Source organism: Pseudomonas sp. F007, assembly GCF_057814275.1.
Genome location: NZ_JBVATA010000004.1, coordinates 421,565 through 443,398, shown reverse-complemented (window position 1 = coordinate 443,398; position 21,834 = coordinate 421,565). Strand labels below are relative to the sequence as shown.

At 58.0% G+C, this 21,834-nt stretch carries 23 protein-coding genes and 1 tRNA gene; 20 read left to right on the top strand and 4 right to left on the bottom strand.

Annotated features, from left to right (window positions below; translation table 11 throughout):
* Positions 1-254 precede the first annotated feature (254 nt).
* The 8 genes from ACZYR5_RS12240 (at position 255) to ACZYR5_RS12205 (ending at position 7,880) form a co-directional block, all read left to right on the top strand.
* Complete coding sequence (locus tag ACZYR5_RS12240) at positions 255-689, top strand: hypothetical protein (protein WP_489089671.1); 435 nt, start codon at positions 255-257, stop codon at positions 687-689.
* A gap of 219 nt (positions 690-908) precedes the next feature.
* Positions 909-1,865, top strand: a complete 957-nt coding sequence (locus tag ACZYR5_RS12235) for a sugar ABC transporter substrate-binding protein (protein ID WP_489089672.1) — start codon at positions 909-911, stop codon at positions 1,863-1,865.
* 57 nt (positions 1,866-1,922) lie between these two features.
* Positions 1,923-3,476 carry a sugar ABC transporter ATP-binding protein gene (locus tag ACZYR5_RS12230; protein ID WP_489089673.1) on the top strand — a complete coding sequence of 518 codons (1,554 nt, stop codon included), beginning with the start codon at positions 1,923-1,925 and terminating at the stop codon, positions 3,474-3,476.
* Positions 3,473-4,450, top strand: coding sequence for an ABC transporter permease (locus ACZYR5_RS12225; RefSeq protein ID WP_489089674.1), 978 nt, complete (start codon positions 3,473-3,475; stop codon positions 4,448-4,450). Before ACZYR5_RS12230 ends, ACZYR5_RS12225 begins: the two co-directional genes overlap by 4 nt.
* A gap of 3 nt (positions 4,451-4,453) precedes the next feature.
* The gene (locus ACZYR5_RS12220; RefSeq protein WP_489089675.1) at positions 4,454-5,473 is read left to right on the top strand and encodes a LacI family DNA-binding transcriptional regulator; all 1,020 of its coding nucleotides are present in this window, start codon (positions 4,454-4,456) and stop codon (positions 5,471-5,473) included.
* A 23-nt stretch (positions 5,474-5,496) separates the two neighbouring features.
* Positions 5,497-6,414 (top strand): ribokinase, encoded by a 918-nt coding sequence (rbsK, locus tag ACZYR5_RS12215; protein ID WP_489089676.1) that lies wholly within the window; start codon positions 5,497-5,499, stop codon positions 6,412-6,414.
* Positions 6,411-6,815: a D-ribose pyranase gene (gene rbsD / locus ACZYR5_RS12210; RefSeq protein ID WP_489089677.1), complete on the top strand. Its 405-nt coding sequence runs from the start codon at positions 6,411-6,413 to the stop codon at positions 6,813-6,815. Before rbsK ends, rbsD begins: the two co-directional genes overlap by 4 nt.
* A 36-nt stretch (positions 6,816-6,851) precedes the next feature.
* Entirely contained in the window at positions 6,852-7,880 is a 1,029-nt protein-coding gene (locus tag ACZYR5_RS12205; RefSeq protein ID WP_489089678.1) for a nucleoside hydrolase, read from the top strand.
* A gap of 8 nt (positions 7,881-7,888) precedes the next feature.
* Here ACZYR5_RS12205 and ACZYR5_RS12200 read toward each other — a convergent pair whose 3' ends face one another.
* The gene (locus ACZYR5_RS12200; RefSeq protein WP_489089679.1) at positions 7,889-8,101 is read right to left on the bottom strand and encodes a hypothetical protein; all 213 of its coding nucleotides are present in this window, start codon (positions 8,099-8,101) and stop codon (positions 7,889-7,891) included.
* Positions 8,102-8,233: 132 nt separating this feature from the next.
* On the opposite strand from ACZYR5_RS12200, the gene ACZYR5_RS12195 reads away from it, so the two are divergent.
* Positions 8,234-8,539 (top strand): hypothetical protein, encoded by a 306-nt coding sequence (locus ACZYR5_RS12195; RefSeq protein WP_489089680.1) that lies wholly within the window; start codon positions 8,234-8,236, stop codon positions 8,537-8,539.
* Positions 8,540-8,709: 170 nt separating this feature from the next.
* Positions 8,710-9,024: an I78 family peptidase inhibitor gene (locus tag ACZYR5_RS12190; RefSeq protein WP_489089681.1), complete on the top strand. Its 315-nt coding sequence runs from the start codon at positions 8,710-8,712 to the stop codon at positions 9,022-9,024.
* Positions 9,025-9,095: 71 nt separating this feature from the next.
* Here ACZYR5_RS12190 and ACZYR5_RS12185 read toward each other — a convergent pair whose 3' ends face one another.
* Both ACZYR5_RS12185 and ACZYR5_RS12180 read right to left on the bottom strand, forming a co-directional pair.
* Positions 9,096-9,308 (bottom strand): cold-shock protein, encoded by a 213-nt coding sequence (locus ACZYR5_RS12185; RefSeq protein WP_003179963.1) that lies wholly within the window; start codon positions 9,306-9,308, stop codon positions 9,096-9,098.
* Between the two features lie 292 nt (positions 9,309-9,600).
* Entirely contained in the window at positions 9,601-9,900 is a 300-nt protein-coding gene (locus ACZYR5_RS12180; protein WP_489089682.1) for a hypothetical protein, read from the bottom strand.
* 384 nt (positions 9,901-10,284) lie between these two features.
* On the opposite strand from ACZYR5_RS12180, the gene thrS reads away from it, so the two are divergent.
* The 9 genes from thrS to ACZYR5_RS12135 all read left to right on the top strand — a co-directional run bounded on the left by thrS (position 10,285) and on the right by ACZYR5_RS12135 (position 17,737).
* Positions 10,285-12,207, top strand: a complete 1,923-nt coding sequence (gene thrS, locus ACZYR5_RS12175) for a threonine--tRNA ligase (protein WP_489089683.1) — start codon at positions 10,285-10,287, stop codon at positions 12,205-12,207.
* Positions 12,207-12,758 (top strand): translation initiation factor IF-3, encoded by a 552-nt coding sequence (gene infC, locus ACZYR5_RS12170; RefSeq protein WP_169851780.1) that lies wholly within the window; start codon positions 12,207-12,209, stop codon positions 12,756-12,758. Before thrS ends, infC begins: the two co-directional genes overlap by 1 nt.
* A gap of 60 nt (positions 12,759-12,818) precedes the next feature.
* Positions 12,819-13,013, top strand: coding sequence for a 50S ribosomal protein L35 (gene rpmI / locus ACZYR5_RS12165; RefSeq protein WP_027620572.1), 195 nt, complete (start codon positions 12,819-12,821; stop codon positions 13,011-13,013).
* Between the two features lie 28 nt (positions 13,014-13,041).
* Positions 13,042-13,398 (top strand): 50S ribosomal protein L20, encoded by a 357-nt coding sequence (gene rplT / locus ACZYR5_RS12160; protein ID WP_027620571.1) that lies wholly within the window; start codon positions 13,042-13,044, stop codon positions 13,396-13,398.
* A gap of 109 nt (positions 13,399-13,507) precedes the next feature.
* The gene (gene pheS, locus ACZYR5_RS12155; RefSeq protein ID WP_027620570.1) at positions 13,508-14,524 is read left to right on the top strand and encodes a phenylalanine--tRNA ligase subunit alpha; all 1,017 of its coding nucleotides are present in this window, start codon (positions 13,508-13,510) and stop codon (positions 14,522-14,524) included.
* A 26-nt stretch (positions 14,525-14,550) separates the two neighbouring features.
* Positions 14,551-16,929, top strand: a complete 2,379-nt coding sequence (gene pheT, locus ACZYR5_RS12150) for a phenylalanine--tRNA ligase subunit beta (RefSeq protein WP_489089684.1) — start codon at positions 14,551-14,553, stop codon at positions 16,927-16,929.
* Between the two features lie 3 nt (positions 16,930-16,932).
* Positions 16,933-17,235 (top strand): integration host factor subunit alpha, encoded by a 303-nt coding sequence (gene ihfA, locus ACZYR5_RS12145; RefSeq protein ID WP_002553164.1) that lies wholly within the window; start codon positions 16,933-16,935, stop codon positions 17,233-17,235.
* Positions 17,216-17,572, top strand: coding sequence for a MerR family transcriptional regulator (locus ACZYR5_RS12140; RefSeq protein WP_027620568.1), 357 nt, complete (start codon positions 17,216-17,218; stop codon positions 17,570-17,572). Before ihfA ends, ACZYR5_RS12140 begins: the two co-directional genes overlap by 20 nt.
* Positions 17,573-17,660: 88 nt before the next feature.
* Positions 17,661-17,737 (top strand) — tRNA-Pro (locus ACZYR5_RS12135).
* A 432-nt stretch (positions 17,738-18,169) separates the two neighbouring features.
* On the opposite strand, the gene ACZYR5_RS12130 is transcribed toward ACZYR5_RS12135, so the two are convergent.
* Positions 18,170-20,833 carry an ATP-binding domain-containing protein gene (locus ACZYR5_RS12130; RefSeq protein WP_489089685.1) on the bottom strand — a complete coding sequence of 888 codons (2,664 nt, stop codon included), beginning with the start codon at positions 20,831-20,833 and terminating at the stop codon, positions 18,170-18,172.
* Between the two features lie 673 nt (positions 20,834-21,506).
* Between ACZYR5_RS12130 and ACZYR5_RS12125 the strand changes: the two genes are divergently transcribed.
* Complete coding sequence (locus ACZYR5_RS12125; protein ID WP_489089686.1) at positions 21,507-21,656, top strand: hypothetical protein; 150 nt, start codon at positions 21,507-21,509, stop codon at positions 21,654-21,656.
* Positions 21,657-21,834: the final 178 nt, after the last annotated feature.

Here is a 21,834-nt window from a genome sequence, read left to right as displayed (position 1 = left end):
TCTGTACCAGAGGTAACCAAATATTATTATTATTATAAGTTGTTGAAAAATAACGATAAAAATCACTCGAGTAACGCCGCTGTAACCCAGTGCGTCCGGAAATCCGATCATCTCGCCTGAATACGTTCGGTTGTCCGAAATTTCCTACATGGATTTGGGGTTGTTCCTACGCGACGGCTGGGTTCTCTTTCGCTCAAGAAGCGCTTCCCGCAGCCGATATTTTTCCAAGGATCATATTTTCAAGGAGTTCACAGATGAGTTTGACGGTTGGTTTCAACTCCGGAGGAGCGATCAGTTTTAACGATAAACCTTTGTCCGTTGCGCAGGCGTCCGGCACTGCGGCGGACGCGGTTTCGTCGGATGATGAAGCGGGCGCTGGCACAACCGTTTCCGGCGCTCAACTGCAGCCCAAGGCAAGTGCAGCCAGCGAATCGTCCAGCGGTGACATCACCGTCGAGACCCTCGTCAAGCGCATGAAAGAGTTGCAGAAGCTGCTGGAAAAACAGCAGCAGCAACTGGCTGCTGCCCAGGCTGCGACCTATCCGAACCCTGAAACCAAAGCCAGTGTGGTAGCGGGTCTCCAGGCACAAATTGCCACTACCAACTCGGCGCTGCTGCAAGTGGCGGCGGCGTTGATGAAAGCCGTGGGCAATGCTTCATCGGGAGCAGTGGTCAACACCACGGCTTGATTGGCCGAGGATCGAGCGCCGGTCGGCCAGGAATGCGAAACGGGACACACACCAGGCGTTGACAAATTGGCGAGCAGTTTCCATAGTTCGGGTTACGCAAACGTTTGCGCGCTCATTCTGATGACTTGATTCGACGGTGAGGCACCTTCGGTTCCGTCTGTCATTGTTCAAGCCTGCGCCAGGCGTTGCTCACAATAATCATAAGAACGGAGTGAACCCATGAAGCTGCCATTTGCTGGACGTCTTCTTGCTGTCGCCATGCTGGCTGGCGCCGCGACGGCGTTGCCCCTCTCTTCGGCATTCGCCGACACCCCGGAAAAACCCAAGGTCGCCCTGGTCATGAAATCCCTGGCCAACGAGTTCTTCCTGACTATGGAAGACGGCGCCAAGGCCTACCAGAAAGAGCATCCTGCCGATTTCGAACTGGTATCCAATGGCATCAAGGACGAGACCGACACCACCAACCAGATTCGCATCGTCGAGCAGATGATCGTCTCCAAGGTCAACGCGCTGGTGATTGCCCCCGCCGATTCGAAAGCCATGGTGCCGGTGATCAAGAAAGCCGTGGATGCCGGCATCACCGTGATCAATATCGATAACCAACTCGACCCGGACGTGCTCAAGAGCAAGAACATCAGCGTGCCATTTGTCGGGCCCGACAACCGCAAGGGCGCACGCCTGGTCGGTGAGTACCTGGCCAAGCAGCTTCAGGCCGGCGATGAAGTGGGCATCATCGAAGGTGTTTCCACCACCACCAATGCCCAGGCCCGCACCGCTGGCTTCAAGGATGCAATGGAGGCCGCGCAGATCAAGGTGGTGTCCCTGCAGTCCGGCGATTGGGAAATCAACAAGGGCAACCAGGTGGCGGCCTCGATGCTCAGCGAATACCCGAACATCAAGGCGCTGCTGGCAGGTAACGACAGCATGGCCGTCGGCGCTGTCTCGGCGGTGCGTGCAGCGGGCAAGGCGGGTAAGGTGCAGGTGGTGGGCTACGACAACATCAATGCCATCAAGCCCATGCTCAAGGACGGTCGCGTGCTGGCCACCGCCGACCAGTTCGCGGCGAAGCAGGCCGTATTCGGCATCGAGACTGCGCTGAAAATGCTCAAGGGTGAAAAGGTCGACACGGGCGCCAATGGCGTGATCGAAACACCGGTCGAGCTGGTCACCAAGTAACCCTGTCGGCGACGCAACGGCGCTTGTCCCTGCGGACAGGCGCACGGAGATTTTCTTATGTCACAGCCTGCCTCGAACGCGGTGCTTTCGGTCAGCGGCGTCGGCAAGACCTATGCGCAACCGGTATTGACTGGCATTGACCTGACGCTGATGCGCGGTGAAGTGCTGGCGTTGACCGGTGAAAACGGCGCGGGCAAAAGTACCCTGTCGAAGATTATCGGCGGCTTGGTCACACCCACCACCGGCCACATGCAATTCCAGGGGCAGGCCTACTGCCCCGGCAGCCGAGCCCAGGCGGAAGCGCTGGGCATTCGCATGGTCATGCAGGAACTCAATCTGCTGCCGACCCTGTCAGTCGCGGAAAACCTGTTTCTCGATAATCTGCCAAGCAAGGGCGGCTGGATCAGTCGCAAGCAGTTGCGCAAGGCGGCGATCGAAGCCATGGCGCAAGTCGGCCTCGATGCCATCGATCCGGACACGCTGGTCAGCGAACTGGGGATCGGCCACCAGCAAATGGTGGAGATCGCGCGCAACCTGATCGGCGACTGTCACGTGCTGATTCTCGATGAACCGACGGCGATGCTCACGTCCCGTGAGGTCGAACTGCTGTTCGATCAGATCGCTCGCCTGCAGTCCCGTGGTGTCGCGATCATCTACATTTCCCATCGCCTCGAAGAGCTGGCGCGGGTGGCCCAGCGCATCGCGGTGCTGCGCGATGGTCATCTGGTCTGCGTCGAGCCCATGGCCAACTACAACAGCGAACAGTTGGTCAACTTGATGGTGGGGCGCGAGCTGGGCGAACACATCGACCTGGGGCCTCGGCAGATTGGCGCGACGGCACTGACGGTGAGCGGACTGACGCGCTCGGACAAGGTCTGCGATGTGTCCTTTGAAGTGCGCAGTGGGGAGATTTTCGGTATTTCCGGCTTGATCGGCGCAGGACGCACGGAATTGCTGCGGCTGATTTTCGGCGCCGACGCCGCCGATTCCGGCACGGTGGCCCTCGGTTCGCCGGCCCGGGTGGTGAGTATTCGTTCGCCGGCCGATGCCGTTGGGCAGGGCATCGCGTTGATTACCGAAGACCGCAAAGGCGAAGGCCTGCTGCTGACCCAGTCGATCAGCGCCAACATCGCCCTGGGCAATATGGCGGAGATTTCCAGTGCTGGCATCGTCAATTCGAGCGACGAAATGGCGCTGGCGCAACGGCAGATTGATGCCATGCGCATTCGCAGTTCCAGCCCGACCCAGTTGGTGTCCGAGCTGTCCGGCGGCAACCAGCAGAAAGTGGTGATTGGCCGCTGGCTGGAGCGCGAGTGCTCGGTGTTGATGTTCGATGAGCCAACCCGCGGCATCGACGTTGGTGCCAAGTTCGATATTTACGCCTTGCTCGGCGAATTGACCCGCCAAGGCAAGGCGTTGGTGGTGGTGTCCAGTGATCTGCGCGAATTGATGTTGATCTGTGACCGGATCGGCGTGTTATCGGCCGGGCGCCTGGTCGAGACGTTCGCGCGTGATAACTGGAGCCAGGATGAATTGCTTGCCGCCGCTTTTGCCGGCTACCAAAAACGTGATGCGTTGCTCGATGCAGCAGCGCCTGGGGAGCTTCGATGAAAACTGCTGTGTCTGCTGGCAAACGTAGTGGCAACTTTTATGGCCTGGGCAGCTACCTGGGCCTGGCGGGTGCCTTGCTGGCAATGATTGCGCTGTTCTCTGTACTGAGCAGCCATTTTCTTTCCTACGATACCTTCAGCACGCTGGCCAACCAGATCCCCGACCTGATGGTTCTGGCGGTGGGCATGACCTTTGTGTTGATCATCGGTGGCATCGATCTGTCGGTTGGCTCGGTGCTGGCCCTCGCAGCCTCCACGGTCAGCGTGGCGATCCTCGGTTGGGGCTGGAGCGTGCTGCCGGCCGCATTGCTGGGGATGGCGGCCGCGGCCTTGGCCGGGACCATTACCGGCTCCATCACGGTGGCCTGGCGCATTCCGTCATTCATCGTGTCGCTGGGGGTGCTGGAAATGGCCCGTGGCGTGGCGTACCAGATGACCGGGTCGCGCACGGCCTACATCGGCGATGCCTTCGCCTGGTTGTCCAACCCGATTGCCTTTGGCATTTCGCCGTCGTTCATCATTGCGCTGCTGATTATTTTCATCGCCCAGGCGGTACTGACTCGTACTGTGTTCGGTCGTTACCTGATCGGCATTGGTACCAACGAAGAGGCGGTGCGTCTGGCGGGTATCAATCCAAAACCCTACAAAGTCCTGGTGTTCAGTCTGATGGGGTTGCTGGCGGGTGTTGCCGCACTGTTCCAGATCTCGCGCCTGGAGGCGGCCGATCCCAACGCCGGTTCCGGCCTCGAACTGCAAGTGATTGCGGCCGTGGTGATTGGCGGGACCAGCCTGATGGGTGGGCGTGGTTCGGTGATCAGCACCTTCTTCGGCGTGCTGATCATTTCCGTGCTGGCGGCCGGGTTGGCGCAAATCGGCGCTACCGAGCCGACCAAGCGCATCATCACCGGCGCGGTGATTGTGATTGCCGTGGTGCTGGATACCTACCGCAGTCAACGCGCGCGTCGTCGGAGCTGAGCCATGGCGACTATCAAGGATGTGGCGGCACTCGCGGGTATTTCCTACACCACGGTGTCGCATGTACTGAACAAGACCCGGCCGGTGAGTGACGAGGTGCGGGTCAAGGTCGAGGCGGCGATTCAGCGCCTGGACTACGTGCCCAGTGCGGTGGCGCGTTCGCTGAAAGCTAAAACCACCGCGACCATCGGCCTGCTGGTGCCCAACAGTCTCAACCCGTACTTCGCCGAACTGGCTCGCGGCATCGAGGATTACTGCGAGCGAAACGGTTATTGCGTGATCCTCTGCAACTCTGACGATAACCCGGACAAACAGCGCAGCTATCTGCGTGTGCTGCTGGAAAAACGCATCGACGGCCTGATCGTCGCGTCTGCCGGTGGCGACAGCGGCCTGGCCCAGGGTTTGGCGGGCGTGCGCACGCCCATGGTCATCGTCGACCGCGGCCTGGAAGGGCTGGACGCCGACCTGGTGCGGATCGACCATGAATATGGCGCTTACCTCGCCACCCGGCACTTGCTCGAGCTGGGGCATCGGGATATCGCCTGTATCGGCGGACCGGCACACACCAGCGTGGCGCAGATGCGTCTGGCCGGTTTCTGCCGGGCGTTGAAGGAGGCAGCAGTCGAAGTGCCGAGCGCACGCATGCTCGAAAGCGATTTCACCAGCCCCGGCGGCTACCAGGCGGCAGCCTCACTGCTGGAGAAGAATCCGCCGAGCGCGATCTTTGCCGGCAACGACATGATTGGCATCGGCGTGCTGCGGGCGGCGGCCGAGCGCAATATCCGGGTGCCGAGCGAGCTGTCGGTGATCGGCTTCGATGACATTCAAATGAGCCGCTATGTCTATCCGGCGCTGACGACTGTCGGGCAGTCGATCCTGCAACTGGGTGAAATGGCTGCGCAGGCATTGTTGCAGCGCATTGCCAGTCCGCAATTGGCTACCGGGCAACGGATCGTGACGCCCGACATTGTGTTGCGTGAGTCGACGGCGCCCTTGTCCGGCGTGTTTGATCAGTACCGCTGAAACGACTTGATGAGTAACGATGCATGTCAGCAAAAGTAGCAGTAGTAGGCAGTTTGAACATGGACCTGGTAACCCGGGCGCCGCGCCTGCCCGTGGGCGGAGAAACCCTGATTGGCCATTCCTTTGCCACGGTCTCTGGCGGCAAGGGCGCCAACCAGGCAGTTGCTGCGGCGCGTCTGGGGGCGCAGGTGGCGATGGTCGGGTGTGTCGGCAGCGACGCCTATGGCGCCGAGTTGCTTGAGGCGCTGCTGGTCGAGGGTATTGATTGCCAGGCGGTCAGCCGCGTCGAGGGCGCCAGCGGCGTGGCGTTGATTGTGGTCGATGACCATAGCCAGAACGCGATCGTGATTGTCGCCGGCGCCAACGGCGCACTGACGCCAAGCTTGATCGACCAATTCGATCCGGTGCTGCAGGCGGCGCAGGTGGTCATCTGTCAGTTGGAAGTGCCTGACGCCACCGTGGGGCGCGTGCTGCAGCGTGCGCGAGCGCTGGGCAAGACTGTCATTCTCAATCCGGCCCCGGCCAGCCGACCGCTGCCGGCCCACTGGTACGCCTGGATCGACTACCTGATCCCCAATGAAAGCGAAGCCTCGGCGCTGAGCGGTTTGCTCGTGGACTCCCGAGAGACTGCCGAAGCGGCCGCGAACCGCTTGATCGCCATGGGCACGGGCAAGGTGATCGTTACGCTCGGTGCGCAAGGAGCGCTGTTTGCCGATGGCCAGGGCGTCACGCATTTTCCGGCGCCCAAGGTCCGGGCGCTCGACACCACGGCGGCCGGCGATACCTTTGTCGGTGGTTTCGCCGCAGCGCTGGCGGCGGGCAAAAGCGAGGCTGAGGCGATTGGTTTCGGTCAGATCGCGGCGGCGTTGTCGGTGACGCGGGCCGGCGCCCAACCTTCGATTCCTTCGCTGTCCGACGTCCAGGCCTTTAAACCCTCATGAAAAAGACTCCGCTACTCAACATTGCTCTGTCGCGTCTGATCGCTTCGCTCGGCCATGGCGATGTGTTGGTAATCGGCGATGCCGGTTTGCCCGTGCCCCCTGGTGTCGAGTTGATCGACCTGGCCCTGACCCAGGGCATTCCCGACTTCATCAGCACCCTGAACGTGGTGCTCAGCGAGATGCAGGTGGAAAGCCATGTGCTCGCCGACGAAATACTGCTCAAGCGCCCCCAACCCCAGGAGGCGCTTGAGCAGCTGTCAGCCCAAGGGGTGATCGGCGAGCAGCGTTTGCTCAGCCATGAGGCATTCAAGCAACTCAGCCGACAGGCACGAGCGATTGTTCGTACAGGCGAGTGTCAGCCGTACTGCAACATCGCCCTGATAGCCGGGGTGACCTTCTAAGCCGGATTCGCTTCACTCACGCACAAGGAACGCGCCATGCAACGCTATGCTCAACGACTGTACCTTTTACTTCGGAGCCTGCTGCTTTTGTCCCTGCTGACCGCTACCAGCGCCCAGGCGGCGCCAAAGATCGACCTGATCATCGACACCGACCCGGGCGCCGATGACGTCGTGGCATTGCTGTTCGCCCTGGCATCGCCAGAGGAGTTGAATGTCCGGGCGCTGACCACGGTGGCGGGGAATGTGCGCCTGGACAAGACGTCGCGAAATGCGCGTCTGGCACGGGAGTGGGCGGGGCGCGAGGAGGTGCCGGTGTATGCCGGCGCGCCGACACCGCTGATGCGCACGCCCATCTATGCCGAGAATATTCATGGCAAGGAAGGTCTGTCCGGCGTGACGGTGCATGAGCCCAAGGCCGGATTGGCCGCGGGTAACGCCGTCAACTACCTGATTGACACCTTGCGCGCCGCCAAACCCCACAGTATCACCATTGCCATGCTCGGGCCGCAGACCAACCTGGCGCTGGCGTTGATCCAGGCGCCGGACATCACTCAGGGCATCAAGGAGGTGGTGATCATGGGGGGGGCGCACTTCAACGGCGGCAATATCACCCCGGTCGCCGAATTCAACCTGTTCGCCGACCCGCAGGCCGCCGAAGTGGTGCTCAAGAGCGGGGTCAAACTGACTTACCTGCCGCTGGACGTGACCCACAAGATCCTCACCAGCGAGGCACGCCTCAAACAGATCGCGGCCTTGAACAACCATGCAAGCAGACTGGTGGGGGACATTCTCAACGAGTACGTCAAAGGCGACATGGAGCACTACGGCATGTCCGGTGGGCCGGTGCATGACGCCACGGTCATCGCTTATCTGCTCAAGCCTGAGCTGTTCAGTGGTCGTGAGGTCAATGTGGTGATCGACAGTCGTGAGGGGCCGACCTTCGGCCAGACCATCGTCGATTGGTACGATGGCCTCAAGGCGCCGAAAAATGCGTTTTGGGTCGAAAGTGGCGATGCGCAGGGCTTTTTCGATCTGCTGACTGAGCGTCTGGCTCGGCTGAAGTGAGTGGCTTGTCAGGCCTGTTCGGGGGCTGTAGTGGGGGTCTGCTCCAGCGGATGCTTTTCGAGAAGCTGCGCGATGTAGGTGCGCGCCCCTTCAGTCCCAAGCGACTTGACCAGTAGATCGATACTGATAAGTGCAAGCTCTTCCGGGCTGCCAGGGCTGTAGGAGCTATGGCCCTGTGGCCAGGTGGCTTTTATGTCGGCGACGATACTTACGCTGGTCATGAGGGCGCTCGTGATATGGGAAAAGTCTGAGCGTCGAGTTAACCATTTTGCGCCGCATTTGGCACTCCGACTTAGGCATCAAAGCAGGGCTATGCGACACTTGGTCTTTGTTCGATATTCAAGGACCCCGCTGTGCAGATCGATTTGAACACGCCCGACGGCCTGACCCTCGACGCCGTCCGTCAATTGCTGGCCTCTGCCAGCGACGATGAGCACTGCCAGTTGCGGGTGACCAAGGGCGGTATTGCCTACATTTCGTCGGGCACTGTCGGTGGAACCGACATTGGCGGCCTGTTGTTTCGCCTGGAGACCTGGGCAAAGGGCTCTGGCTATGTCGGACGAGTCGCTGCCAGTGACGAAGTCTGGGTCATGCAGATCTTCAACGCGTTGAAAGCCAACTGGCCCCATCCGGCCTCCGATTACATCGATATCTACTGAGTCCTGTTCATATTCAGTCACGATTGCGCGCTGAACAGGGCAGGGAGGCTCAGGCAAACTTGCGCGCTCGACGTCGTTGAAGGAAAGGTGATGGCTGCGCTCATGAACCAAACGCCTCGACGGTGGTCGGTTGTTGCACGAATTCCGCTTAATTATTGAAAGGAGGCGTCATGCCTTGGAAGCTCGCGTCATTGGGTACTGTGCTGGCGGTTGCCATGTTGGCCGGTTGCAGCACCACGTCTGAATCGGCCAAGGGGCCTGTGGCTGCCGAGGCAGGTAGCGGTCGCTGTGACGCAATGGCTGCCGAGTTCACGCTGGGCAAGAAGGCTTCGCCGCAATTGCTGGAGGAGGCTCGTACCCGCTCCGGATCCCAGAGCGCGCGAATCCTGCGGCCGAACGACATGATCACTCTGGAGTACCGCTCCGATCGCCTGAACCTGAACACCGACGCGAACCTGGTGATCAATCGGGTCAACTGCGGCTGATCGCGGCAGCTTTTCAAGCGCCCACAAAAAACCCCGTCACCTGGACGGGGTTTTTTTAGTGCGCCGAGAAATTACTCTGGGCGAACTTGTGCAGCTTGCATACCCTTTTGGCCTTTCTCAGCCACGAAGGAAACGGTTTGGCCTTCTTTCAGGCTTTTGAAACCGTCGCTTTCGATAGCTTTGAAGTGTACGAACAGGTCGTCACCGCCACCTTGAGGAGTGATGAAGCCGAAGCCTTTTTCATCGTTGAACCATTTAACGGTGCCGGTTTGGCGATTAGACATGGTGTATCTCCAAGAAACATATATTTTCAGTAGTACTGTGCTGCTCAGGCCAACTGGGCACACCCGGATATCATAGTCGAAATGTTCGACTTGGCACCCCCCTGACAGCACTGTTTGCCAGACAGTTGCGCATTCTTTCTGCTCTGGAACGGCTGGAAGCCCCGTTTTACAAGGGTTTCAGCCGAAAATAAAAGCCATAAAAAAAGCTGAAAAACCTGTCTGAAATGTGGTTTTGGGCAGTTTTTTCGTCAGTTTTGGTAGGTCGGGGCGGAAAAACTGCTTGGAAAAGTCGTTATCGCTGGGCCTTGCAGGAGGCAATCGCGGCTTGTGCTTTCTGAACCAGTTCAGGCGACGGAGCTTTGTCTTTGCTCATGAGTTGCTTGATTTCTTCGGTGGAAAACTTTTTATCCAGTTCGTTGGCGCCGCATGCGCAATGCTTGTCGGCGTTTGCCTTGCCAATGGTTTTTTCGGCGGCGCCGCTGCAATCTTTCATGAAGTCAGCGCGCATCCCAGCCGGCCAAGCCGCATGGGCACTCAGCGGCAACAACATGGCCAGCGGCGCGGCCAAAGCGAACAGTCTCGTAAGACGCATGAGAAGAACTCCTGTGGGTCGGTAAAGTGTCGCGATTCTCAGGGCATTTGAGGGGCTTCGTACATCCCAAGTTCAGTTTTTGCCGGCAAATGCCCTGAAATCCGCTGTCGCGCAACGAGCGCGCAGCGATGACCGTTCATCTGTGCTAGGATTGGCCGCTTGGATATTTTCAGGCGCTGGAGATCTGTTCTCCTGCGCGCTCAATGTTCGAATAACCCTGATTTGATCTCCAGTCACTCTGGTTCGGTTCCCGGTTGGCCGCAAGGCTCCTGCCGCTGTAAGGCAGGCGTTCATCATTGAATGGCCTGGACTGAGTCGCGTACTGGCTGCTCATCCCAACCCACGTGACCTTTGGTAGGGGTCACCACTAGGAGAGGAGGCGCCATGCCCACTATTACTCTTCCCGACGGCAGTCAACGTTCGTTCGATCATCCGGTATCCGTAGCCGAAGTCGCCGCTTCCATCGGCGCCGGCCTGGCCAAGGCCACCGTGGCCGGCAAGGTCAACGGCAAGCTGGTTGATGCCTGCGATGTCATCGACAGCGACGCTACGCTGCAAATCATCACGCCCAAAGACGAAGAGGGCCTGGAAATCATTCGCCACTCTTGCGCGCACCTGATTGGCCATGCGGTCAAGCAGCTGTACCCGACGGCGAAAATGGTGATCGGTCCGGTCATCGAAGAAGGCTTCTATTACGACATCGCCTACGAGCGTCCTTTCACTCCGGACGACCTGGCCGCCATCGAACAGCGCATGCACCTGCTGATCGAGAAAGATTACGACGTCATCAAGAAAGTCACTCCGCGTGCCGAAGTGATCGATGTGTTCTCCCAGCGCGGCGAAGACTACAAGCTGCGCCTGGTCGAGGACATGCCGAACGAGCAGGCCATGGGCCTGTACTACCACGAAGAATACGTCGACATGTGCCGCGGTCCGCACGTGCCGAACACCCGTTTCCTGAAGTCCTTCAAGCTGACCAAGCTTTCCGGTGCCTACTGGCGCGGTGATGCCAAGAACGAGCAGCTGCAGCGCGTCTACGGCACTGCCTGGGCTGACAAAAAGCAGCTGGCGGCCTACATCCAGCGCATCGAAGAAGCTGAAAAGCGCGACCATCGCAAGATCGGCAAGCGCCTCGGCCTGTTCCATACCCAGGAAGAAGCCCCGGGCATGGTGTTCTGGCACCCGAACGGCTGGACCCTGTACCAGGTGCTCGAGCAGTACATGCGCAAGGTGCAGCGCGAAAACGGCTACCTGGAGATCAAGACGCCGCAGGTGGTTGACCGTAGTCTGTGGGAGAAATCCGGGCACTGGGCCAACTACGCCGACAACATGTTCACTACCGAGTCGGAAAGCCGCGACTACGCCATCAAGCCGATGAACTGCCCGTGCCACGTGCAGGTGTTCAACCAGGGCTTGAAGAGCTACCGCGAACTGCCGATGCGCCTGGCCGAGTTCGGTGCCTGCCACCGCAACGAGCCGTCGGGTGCCCTGCACGGCATCATGCGCGTGCGTGCCTTTACCCAGGACGATGCCCACATCTTCTGCACCGAAGAGCAGATGCAGGCCGAATCCGCTGCGTTCATCAAGCTGACCATGGATGTCTACGCCGACTTTGGCTTCAAAGACATCGAGATGAAGCTGTCCACTCGTCCGGAAAAACGCGTTGGTTCCGACGAATTGTGGGATCGCGCCGAATCGGCACTGGCCGCAGCGCTAGACAGTGCGGGCCTTGCGTACGATCTGCAGCCGGGCGAGGGGGCTTTCTACGGTCCGAAGATCGAGTTCTCGCTAAAAGATTGCCTTGGTCGTGTCTGGCAATGTGGTACCTTGCAGCTCGATTTTAACCTGCCGATCCGTCTGGGAGCCGAATACGTCTCCGAAGACAACAGTCGCAAGCACCCGGTCATGCTGCACCGGGCGATCCTCGGATCCTTCGAACGTTTCGTCGGAATCCTGATCGAGCACTACGAGGGCGCGTTCCCTGCGTGGCTGGCTCCGACCCAGGCAGTCATCATGAATATCACTGATAAACAGGCAGATTTTGCGGCTGAGGTTGAAAAAACTCTCAACCAAAGCGGTTTTCGTGCCAAGTCTGACTTGAGAAATGAAAAGATCGGCTTTAAAATCCGCGAGCATACTTTGCTCAAGGTTCCCTATCTCTTGGTTATCGGAGATCGGGAAGTCGAGATGCAGACTGTCGCTGTGCGTACTCGTGAAGGTGCTGACCTGGGCTCGATGCCCGTCGCCCAGTTCGCTGAGTTTCTCGCGCAAGCGGTTTCCCGGCGTGGTCGCCCAGATTCGGAGTAATTATTATTAAGCGTGAAATGAGACAAGATAAACGAGCTGCACCGAAAGCCCCGATCAACGAGAATATCTCGGCACGCGAGGTTCGGTTAATTGGGGCTGAAGGCGAGCAGCTTGGGATTGTGTCAATTGAAGACGCGCTTCTTAAGGCTGAAGAAGCCAAGCTCGATTTGGTGGAAATTTCCGCCGATGCAGTACCTCCTGTTTGCAAGCTGATGGACTACGGCAAATCGATCTTCGAAAAGAAGAAGCAGATTGCTGCGGCCAAGAAAAATCAGAAGCAGATCCAGGTTAAAGAAATCAAGTTTCGTCCAGGGACGGAGGAAGGGGATTACCAGGTAAAACTACGCAACCTGGTACGTTTCCTGAGTGACGGGGACAGGGCCAAGGTATCCTTGCGATTCCGCGGCCGTGAGATGGCCCACCAGGAGCTGGGGATGGAACTCCTCAAGCGAGTTGAAGCTGACTTGCTCGAGTACGGTTCGGTCGAACAGCATCCTAAGATGGAAGGACGCCAGCTGATCATGGTCATCGCCCCGAAAAAGAAGAAGTAATCAACAGGGCACGGCAGGCCTTCTGATTATGTTTATCAACTGAATGCGGAGTATCCGAACATGCCAAAAATGAAGACCAAAAGTGGTGCTGCTAAGCGGTTTCTGAAAACTGCTAACGGTATCAAGCACAAGCACGCTTTCAAGAGCCACATCCTGACCAAAATGTCGACCAAGCGTAAGCGTCAACTGCGCGGTAGCAGCTTGCTGCACGCATCTGACGTGGCAAAAGTCGAGCGCATGCTGCGCCTTCGTTAATTTTAGTCAAGAATAGAGGAAGTAACTCATGGCTCGTGTAAAGCGTGGCGTCATTGCCCGTAAGCGTCACAAAAAAATTCTGAAACTTGCTAAAGGCTACTACGGCGCTCGCTCGCGCGTATTCCGTGTTGCCAAGCAAGCGGTAATCAAGGCAGGCCAATACGCCTACCGTGACCGTCGTCAGAAAAAACGTCAGTTCCGCGCTCTGTGGATCGCTCGTATCAACGCTGGTGCTCGTATCAACGGTCTGTCCTACAGCCGTTTCATCGCCGGCCTGAAAAAAGCGTCCATCGAGATCGACCGTAAGGTTCTGGCTGATCTGGCAGTGAACGAAAAAGCGGCGTTTGCTGCGATTGTCGAGAAAGCTAAAGCCATCCTGGCTTAAGTACCCCCGACAGTCACCAGGCCTCACCTCTGTGGGGTCCGGTGTTAAACGTCATAAATAGGGGAAGAGCCTTCAAGCTCTTCCCCTATTTTGTATCTGGAGTCTGTACATGGAAAACCTGGATGCGCTGGTCTCTCAAGCACTAGAGGCTGTGCAAAGCGCTGAAGATATCAATGCCCTGGAGCAAATCCGGGTTCACTACCTTGGTAAAAAAGGCGAATTGACTCAGGTGATGAAGACCCTGGGGAATTTGCCGGCAGAGGAGCGTCCGCAGGTCGGCGCCCTGATCAACGTTGCCAAGGAGCGTGTCACAGAGGTTCTCAATGCGCGTAAGGCGCTGTTTGAAGCGGCCGACCTGGCAGCCAAACTGTCCGCCGAGTCCATTGACGTGACCCTGCCTGGCCGTGGCCAGACCTCCGGTGGCCTGCATCCGGTTACCCGGACTCTGGAACGTATCGAACAATTCTTCACCCACATCGGCTACGGCATCGCCGAAGGCCCTGAGGTCGAAGACGATTACCACAACTTCGAAGCGCTCAACATCCCAGGCCATCACCCAGCCCGGTCGATGCATGACACCTTCTATTTCAATGCGAACATGCTGCTGCGCACCCATACCTCGCCGGTACAGGTCCGCACCATGGAATCGCAGCAGCCGCCGATCCGCATCGTCTGCCCAGGCCGTGTGTACCGTAGCGACTCCGATATCACTCACTCCCCGATGTTCCACCAGGTCGAAGGCCTGCTGGTCGACCGCGATATCAATTTCGCCGACCTGAAGGGCACCATCGAGGAGTTCCTGCGGGTGTTCTTTGAAAAAGAACTGGCCGTACGCTTCCGTCCTTCGTACTTCCCGTTCACCGAGCCATCCGCTGAAGTCGACATGGAATGCGTGATGTGCAGCGGTAAAGGCTGCCGTGTCTGCAAACAGACCGGCTGGCTGGAAGTCATGGGCTGCGGCATGGTTCACCCGAACGTGCTTCGCATGTCCGGCATCGACCCGGAAGAGTTCTCCGGCTTTGCCTTCGGCATGGGCGTTGAGCGTCTGGCCATGCTGCGTTACGGCGTGAACGACTTGCGTCTGTTCTTCGACAACGACTTGCGGTTCCTCGCGCAATTTCGCTAGTCGTAACGAATTCTTAGGAGAGCAGGATGAAATTCAGTGAACAATGGCTGCGTGGCTGGGTAAGCCCGCAGGTAAGTCGCGACGAGCTGGTTGCTCGTCTGTCGATGGCCGGTCTCGAGGTCGATAGCGTTACCCCGGCCGCCGGTGTTTTCAAGGGCGTGGTAGTGGGCGAGGTGCTGAGCACCGAGCAGCACCCGGACGCCGACAAGTTGCGTGTGTGCCAGGTCAGCAATGGCGCGGAAACGTTCCAGGTAGTCTGTGGTGCGCCGAACGTGCGCCCGGGCCTGAAAATCCCGTTCGCCATGATCGGTGCCGAACTGCCTGGCGACTTCAAGATCAAGAAGGCCAAGCTGCGCGGCGTCGAGTCCAACGGCATGCTCTGCTCGCAATCCGAGCTGCAGGTGGGTGAGGGCAATGACGGTCTGATGGAACTGCCGGCCGATGCGCCGGTGGGTGAAGATTTCCGCGTTTACCTGGGCCTGGAAGATGCCAGCATCGAGGTCGACCTGACCCCGAACCGTGGCGACTGCCTGTCCCTGGCCGGCCTGGCCCGTGAAGTTGGCGCGCTGTATGCCGCTCCGGTCAGCCGTCCGTTGGTGGCCAGCGTGCCGGCTGCCCACGACGAAGTGCGTCCGGTCGAAGTGCTGGCGCCGGCTGCCTGCCCGCGCTACCTGGGCCGGGTGGTTCGCAACGTCGACCTGTCCCGTCCTACGCCGCTGTGGATGGTCGAGCGCTTGCGTCGTGCCGACGTGCGCAGCATCGATGCGGCCGTCGACATCACCAACTACGTGATGCTTGAGCTGGGTCAGCCGTTGCACGCCTTCGATCTTGCCGAAATCAACGGCGGCATTCGCGTGCGCATGGCCGAAGAAGGCGAGAAGCTGGTATTGCTCGACGGTCAGGAAGTCAGCCTGCGTGCCGACACCCTGGTCATCGCCGACCACACCCGGGCCCTGGCAATCGCCGGCGTCATGGGCGGCGAGCACAGCGGTGTTAGCGCCACTACCCGCGACGTGTTCCTCGAAAGCGCCTTCTTCGACCAGATCGCGGTCGCCGGCAAGGCCCGTTCCTATGGCCTGCACACCGACGCTTCGCACCGCTACGAGCGTGGCGTGGACTGGCAACTGGCCCGTGAAGCCATGGAGCGTGCCACTGGCCTGCTGCTGGAGATCACCGGTGGCGACGCTGGTCCGATCATCGAGACCGTCAGCGAGCAGCACCTGCCATCGATCGCCCCGATCACCCTGCGCGCCCAACGCATCACCCAGATGCTGGGCATGGAAATGGATCCGGCCGAAGTCGAGCGCCTGCTCAGTGCTCTGGGCCTGGCCATCTCCGCCGACGGGGAAGGGCAGTGGCGCGTAGAAGTGCCAAGCCATCGCTTCGACATCAGCCTGGAAGTCGACCTGATCGAAGAACTGGCACGCCTGTACGGCTACAACCGCCTGCCGGTCCGCTACCCGCAAGCTCGTCTGGCACCACAGGCCAAGGCTGAAGCGCGCAGCGAACTGCCTGAACTGCGTCGCCTGTTGGTAGCGCGTGGCTATCAGGAAGCGATCACCTACAGCTTCATCGATCCGAAACAGTCCGAGCTGTTCAATCCGGGCGTGGAGCCGCTGTTGCTGGCCAACCCAATCTCCAACGACATGGCGGCCATGCGTTCGTCCTTGTGGCCGGGCCTGGTCAAGTCGCTGCAGCACAACCTGAACCGTCAGCAGGATCGCGTCCGCCTGTTCGAAAGTGGCCTGCGCTTTGTCGGTCAACTGGACGGCCTCAAGCAAGAGCCAATGCTCGCCGGCGTGGTGTGCGGCAGCCGTCTGCCGGAAGGCTGGGCGCAGGGTCGTGATGGGGTCGATTTCTTCGACATCAAGGCTGATGTGGAAGCGGTGCTCGGCTTTGCCGGTGCACTGGATTCGTTCACGTTCGTCCCAGGCAAACACCCGGCGCTGCACCCGGGGCAAACTGCGCGCATCGAGCGTGAAGGTCGCGAAGTCGGTTACGTCGGCGCCATCCATCCTGAATTGTCGAAAACCCTCGGTCTCGACCGTCCGGTGTTCGTCTTCGAGCTGGTATTGGGCGAAGTGGCCTTGGGCAAAATGCCAAAATTCCACGAGTTATCGCGCTTTCCTGAAGTTCGTCGTGACCTCGCACTGCTGGCCGATGCCGGCGTTGCCGCCAGCGCCGTCATGGAGGTAATCCGTGAAAATGCAGGCGAATGGCTGACAGACCTCAGGCTCTTTGACGTTTATCAGGGTAAAGGCATTGATCCTCATAGAAAAAGCCTTGCCGTTGGCTTGACCTGGCAGCATCCATCGCGCACTCTTAATGACGATGAGGTGAATACCACGACGCAAAACATCCTCACCTCGCTCGAACAAAGGTTGAACGCCACGTTAAGGAAGTGACGTATGGGGGCTCTGACGAAAGCTGAGATGGCGGAACGTCTGTATGAAGAGCTGGGCCTGAACAAACGGGAGGCCAAGGAATTGGTCGAACTGTTTTTTGAAGAAATCAGGCACGCGCTCGAAGACAACGAACAAGTCAAATTGTCCGGTTTCGGCAATTTCGACCTTCGGGACAAACGCCAGCGGCCTGGCCGCAATCCGAAAACAGGGGAAGAAATCCCGATCACGGCTCGCCGTGTGGTCACCTTTCGTCCAGGGCAGAAGTTGAAGGCCCGAGTTGAGGCTTATGCTGGAACCAAGTCATAACGACGAGCTTCCCGTCATCCCAGGCAAACGCTACTTCACCATCGGTGAAGTCAGCGAGCTCTGTGCGGTAAAACCGCACGTGCTGCGCTACTGGGAGCAGGAGTTTCCTCAACTCAACCCCGTCAAGCGCCGCGGAAATCGCCGCTATTATCAGCGCCAGGACGTGCTGATGATCCGGCAGATCCGCGCGTTGCTCTACGACCAGGGGTTCACCATCGGCGGCGCTCGTCTGCGTTTGTCCGGCGATGAAGCCAAAGACGACACCACCCAGTACAAACAAATGATCCGCCAGATGATCTCCGAACTCGAAGATGTACTGGTGGTCCTCAAGAAATAAAAACTTGCTTTAAATACTTCCAGTTTTCAAAAGCTTGCGATATATTCTTGAGCGTTCTTCGAGAACAGCAACAGGTAACACGCCTAGTCGGGGCGTAGCGCAGTCCGGTAGCGCACTAGCATGGGGTGCTAGGGGTCGAGTGTTCGAATCACTCCGTCCCGACCATATTTTTCAATGACTTAGCCCAATCTTCATCGGTTGGGCTTTTTCATATCTGAAAAAATACTCCCACATTTACTCCCACGGATATCTTGGATCTCGGTAGCTATGCCATCTGAGAGGTGTTTGTTGGCGGTGATGCAGAATTGCCCTACCTGCTGGGGCAAGACTGCCCCAACATAGATAGGTAGATACCCAGCACAGACGGTCGTAGCTTTGAAAGCTCTTTGGGTCAGAGTTTTTTCGGCAGATGGGTCAATTCTTCATCAACGCCTACAGGCAACGCCATAATCAGCTCTTAATACATCGAAATGTCGCTTTACAGTCAGGAATCTTTGCCTTAGATGGCCTTGAAACCGATCTACTTTTGGGTTTTGTGAAATGGTTACTCCGCCGGATCGAAAAGTCCTTTGAGCCGGCGCAGTCATTTGCCAGTGCCTACCAGCGTTCGGCGAGGGCGGGGCGAAGGCTTACTAGGGCAGGCGGCAGCTCCTGATGACAGACCAGGCCTAGGTACGTCGCCGCTCGGGTGGCACCCACATACAGGAGCCGTTCGAACAGCGCGGGTTTGGCTCTGACAAGCTCGTCCAACCCGATGAAGAACACTGCTTCGAATTCGAGGCCCTTGATGTGCTGGACATCGAACACGCGAATATCGGATTCGTTGCCCAATGACTGGCCATCTACGCACGGAGTCGCGCGCAGGCTCCGGCTTTCCAACTTGTCGGTCAACGCTTGAGCTACTGGTTTCACATGCGCCTCCGAGGTCACCAAAATGGCAATCGTAGGAACAGCTTCGCCCTTGGCGCGGATCTGATCTTCGATCTCGAAAATCCTCTCGGCTACCCAAGTGACGACCTCTTCACCCTCAAGGTTCTCCCCGAGCACCGGCTTAACGCCTTCGTGAGAAGAGTGCTCTGGTAGGCGACCTACCGCCTCGGTGTCTCCGTCCATGAGTCCAAGCAGCTTGATGGCAAAGCTATTCAAAAGGCGGCTCTGACGATACACAGTATTGATTCGGTGAGGCTTGAGGCGTGGCGAGATCCACTCGAGCTGATCTATGTGCTTGAGACCATTCCCAGTGATTCGTTGATTGAAGTCTCCGCAAGCGAAGAACGACTCGATCGCCGGGTCAGTCAGGCTCTCCATGCATGCCAGCTGGAGGGTTGAAAAGTCTGTCGCTTCGTCGACTAAGACCTGCTGCAGGAACTGGCTCGAGATTCTAGCCAGCTCCGTAAAGCGAGGTTCGTCGAGGTGCCGCTTAATGAAGTCCTGCCGAATGAGCTCTCGAGCGGAGCGAAGCATGAGGAGAAGAATTGCATCAAGCTCAGTCTCATCAATGTGGGAAGGCTGCTCTGGTCGTTGATAGCCGTACCGATCGAACGCCAAGCAATCGCGGCGGAATGCTCTGTAGCTTGCGGGTACATCAAGTAAGTATCTCTTCCATGCGTCTCTGAAACGCCGCAAGGCGTTCTGGAAGCTCATCTCTCGTCCAAGCGTTTTGAGCCATTCATCAGAAGGCACCCGGTCACCGAGCCAGTCTCGGATCTGCGTCGCTCGGCTTGTCTTTCCTAGATTGCTGTTGCGATAGCGAGTGCGTGCATAACTCTGGAGAAACTTTTTGTAGGCCTGGAAGGCTCTGAGTTCCGCGGTATGAGTGGGAGTAGGTGTCATGTCCTCTGTGGCGTCGTCATCAAACTCAGCCCCATCTTCGTCGTCATCATCGTTTTGACCGAGGCTTTCGAGGAATGTAGCCATCTCCCCGAAGACAGCTTTGTTACGGTTGTGAAGGAGGTTGCCTTGCTGCTGGATCAACTTGTCTGTGGTTGCACGACTGGATTTGATCATCGGATCAATCCGTGCCTCGAGGTTGTTCCATTCGGCGTAAGCGCTGAGCAGTCCCTCTGGTCGGAGCTCATTTGCCGTGGCGTACAGTTTATGCACCACTGCATCTACTAGGTTAGGAGCCGAATCTCTCAGCAGAACTGCTCCCTCTTGGAGGGAGGAGAGCAAGCGGTTTTGGTGTAGGGATTTGAACTCTGCGAACCACTGGCGGGGATCGTCGTTGATTTCTAATGGAGCGAAATGACGATCCTCTTTGAGAATGCATGTACCGCCGTTACCCGTCTTGAGGATGCCAAATGCTGATCTAGCCAGTTCGTGCCGGCGCTTGCTCCAGGTTTTGATATGTTCATCGGAAGCTGGCACATTCTCACGACTGAAGGCCTCTTTTACGTAGTGCTTCAACAGCTCTGAAGGGGTGAACATCACCCACCGTGAACGTCTTGATTGAGGGCCTAGTAGCAGTCGCTCGTCCTGGCTAAGCGCCTCCCAATCGAGCTTCTGGCCGAGCCGTTTGATCAGCGTTGTTGTTTTACCTGTGCCTGGAGGGCCCAAGATAATCAGCTGGTGATCAATGGAAAGACGGAAGACCTCGTCTTGAAATTTGTCGAGAATTGCTTGGTCTCGCAGGGCCATAGCCTTTCTAATTTCGTGGCGTACACCTTTGCGGATTTTCTCAATTTCAGAGTGACCACCCAGCATTGCTAAGAATTCATCGCCATCGTCTGGCTGTACAACCTTCCGAAGAGAGGGAATCGTCTGCGGGGCTGAGCTTTCTTGTCGCCAAACGCCGTCGATGGAATCCCACAGCTCAGCGAATTTCTGCGGCTTGAGTTCTAGCTTGTCTAGGATTCGAAAGCTGACTTTCTTTCCCGCGATCTCTAACTCGACGTCCTCACCTACGTCGTGAGCAGCCAGTCGCCCGAAGGGGGTGCGATACCCCGCTAGCTTCCCCCGATTGAGGACGAATCCTCCAGTCGTGCGGCAGATGTAGTAAGTCTCAACCTGACCCCTATCGTTCTCCACAACTATCCGGGAGACTGCAGGTTCGCGGACGAGGCTCGCTAGCGATTTAGTTACGTCGTCAGAAATGGATGCTATCTGCTCCACTGCTGCCGAGCCGGTGAAGGTATTTACGACTGCCAAGGCATCGGAGGCCTCGCGACTGCCCGATGCGAGTTGTTTGGAGGCAATCTGTTCGATTTGGTGGAACGAATCTAGGGCGTCGTTGGCAAGATCCAACGCATCAGTGGTACTCATTGAAGCACTCCCTGTTTCAAATAATCACGACTACGCCTGCCAAAAATGCATGTGCGTAGCTTTATATGCTCATGCGGCAGATGTTCATCTGCTGCTCCAGATCCTAAATCCTGGCGCCTTTTGTTGCTAGCAGATTGCCATGAATGAGTACATCTATGTAGTCAGCGTCTATTAAGGCGTGGAAGAATCCGCTTATGGAGAGGGATCGGCAATATCCAGACTCCGCAGAATTTGGAATGTAGGCTTAAGCACTGCAGCGCTTTGACAAGACGGCCTATCCTTGGGCCGCTTCGCCGGGCGTTGCGGCTATTCCAGGCCAGCAGAGCGACACCTGCGCTGGATGGGATCGTCGCGGTGCAGGCAGGTTCGTCGCCGAATGCCGATGATCCCGACTGCAGCTTCTATTTTCCGGAGCTGCACCTGGGCGCTTGGCCTACCCCGACTTCCTTCACCAACACCTGCAAAGGCGAGCGGCTGCAAAAGGCACAGGCACGCTTGAAATCATCAGCCCGTTTTTGCCGAGAAGCCCACCAGTGGGAGCATCCAGGAGCTGATGAGCGAGTTCGCGACGGTATCGATACAAGTTTGCGAGATATGAGACTATGCTATCCATTTTACTGGCACTGTGCCATTTTTTGTGAGGTGCAAGCGAGTATGGCACGAGTCCGTAGAGGTGACGGGGCGGCTCGGCAAACTGGCTGCCTTAAACCTGCGTTGGAACGCCAACCCGAATACCGGTGACAACAAGGCGCTGGTGTACGAGGGCGTGTCGATGCTGGGTGCTGAAGAGCGCAAGCATATTATCGAGGCCAGCCTGGCGTGATGGGCTCAGCCTGTGTGAGGCAATGCGGCGGTGTGCTGGCCTGTTGATGGGAGCTGGCTGGTGAGTAAAGGGCGCGTCTGGCTTTACCCACGATTCGTCAGTGTATATGTTGTCAGGCATCGCAAAATGGCAGATTGCGGTATACCAGGGATGGCCCTCCGAATGTGCCGCGGCAACT

What these genes read in the sequence shown, in the direction of transcription:
- ACZYR5_RS12205 (WP_489089678.1), top strand. Translation starts at nt 6,852, where the DNA reads ATGCAACGCTATGCTCAACGACTGTACCTTTTACTTCGGAGCCTGCTG.
- ACZYR5_RS12130 (WP_489089685.1), bottom strand. Translation starts at nt 20,833, where the DNA reads ATGAGTACCACTGATGCGTTGGATCTTGCCAACGACGCCCTAGATTCG.
- ACZYR5_RS12230 (WP_489089673.1), top strand. Translation starts at nt 1,923, where the DNA reads ATGTCACAGCCTGCCTCGAACGCGGTGCTTTCGGTCAGCGGCGTCGGC.
- rbsK (WP_489089676.1), top strand. Translation starts at nt 5,497, where the DNA reads ATGTCAGCAAAAGTAGCAGTAGTAGGCAGTTTGAACATGGACCTGGTA.
- rpmI (WP_027620572.1), top strand. Translation starts at nt 12,819, where the DNA reads ATGCCAAAAATGAAGACCAAAAGTGGTGCTGCTAAGCGGTTTCTGAAA.
- ACZYR5_RS12235 (WP_489089672.1), top strand. Translation starts at nt 909, where the DNA reads ATGAAGCTGCCATTTGCTGGACGTCTTCTTGCTGTCGCCATGCTGGCT.
- ACZYR5_RS12190 (WP_489089681.1), top strand. Translation starts at nt 8,710, where the DNA reads ATGCCTTGGAAGCTCGCGTCATTGGGTACTGTGCTGGCGGTTGCCATG.
- ACZYR5_RS12200 (WP_489089679.1), bottom strand. Translation starts at nt 8,101, where the DNA reads ATGACCAGCGTAAGTATCGTCGCCGACATAAAAGCCACCTGGCCACAG.
- ACZYR5_RS12140 (WP_027620568.1), top strand. Translation starts at nt 17,216, where the DNA reads ATGCTGGAACCAAGTCATAACGACGAGCTTCCCGTCATCCCAGGCAAA.
- pheS (WP_027620570.1), top strand. Translation starts at nt 13,508, where the DNA reads ATGGAAAACCTGGATGCGCTGGTCTCTCAAGCACTAGAGGCTGTGCAA.
- ACZYR5_RS12180 (WP_489089682.1), bottom strand. Translation starts at nt 9,900, where the DNA reads ATGCGTCTTACGAGACTGTTCGCTTTGGCCGCGCCGCTGGCCATGTTG.
- ihfA (WP_002553164.1), top strand. Translation starts at nt 16,933, where the DNA reads ATGGGGGCTCTGACGAAAGCTGAGATGGCGGAACGTCTGTATGAAGAG.
- thrS (WP_489089683.1), top strand. Translation starts at nt 10,285, where the DNA reads ATGCCCACTATTACTCTTCCCGACGGCAGTCAACGTTCGTTCGATCAT.
- rbsD (WP_489089677.1), top strand. Translation starts at nt 6,411, where the DNA reads ATGAAAAAGACTCCGCTACTCAACATTGCTCTGTCGCGTCTGATCGCT.
- ACZYR5_RS12240 (WP_489089671.1), top strand. Translation starts at nt 255, where the DNA reads ATGAGTTTGACGGTTGGTTTCAACTCCGGAGGAGCGATCAGTTTTAAC.
- ACZYR5_RS12225 (WP_489089674.1), top strand. Translation starts at nt 3,473, where the DNA reads ATGAAAACTGCTGTGTCTGCTGGCAAACGTAGTGGCAACTTTTATGGC.
- pheT (WP_489089684.1), top strand. Translation starts at nt 14,551, where the DNA reads ATGAAATTCAGTGAACAATGGCTGCGTGGCTGGGTAAGCCCGCAGGTA.
- ACZYR5_RS12185 (WP_003179963.1), bottom strand. Translation starts at nt 9,308, where the DNA reads ATGTCTAATCGCCAAACCGGCACCGTTAAATGGTTCAACGATGAAAAA.
- ACZYR5_RS12220 (WP_489089675.1), top strand. Translation starts at nt 4,454, where the DNA reads ATGGCGACTATCAAGGATGTGGCGGCACTCGCGGGTATTTCCTACACC.
- rplT (WP_027620571.1), top strand. Translation starts at nt 13,042, where the DNA reads ATGGCTCGTGTAAAGCGTGGCGTCATTGCCCGTAAGCGTCACAAAAAA.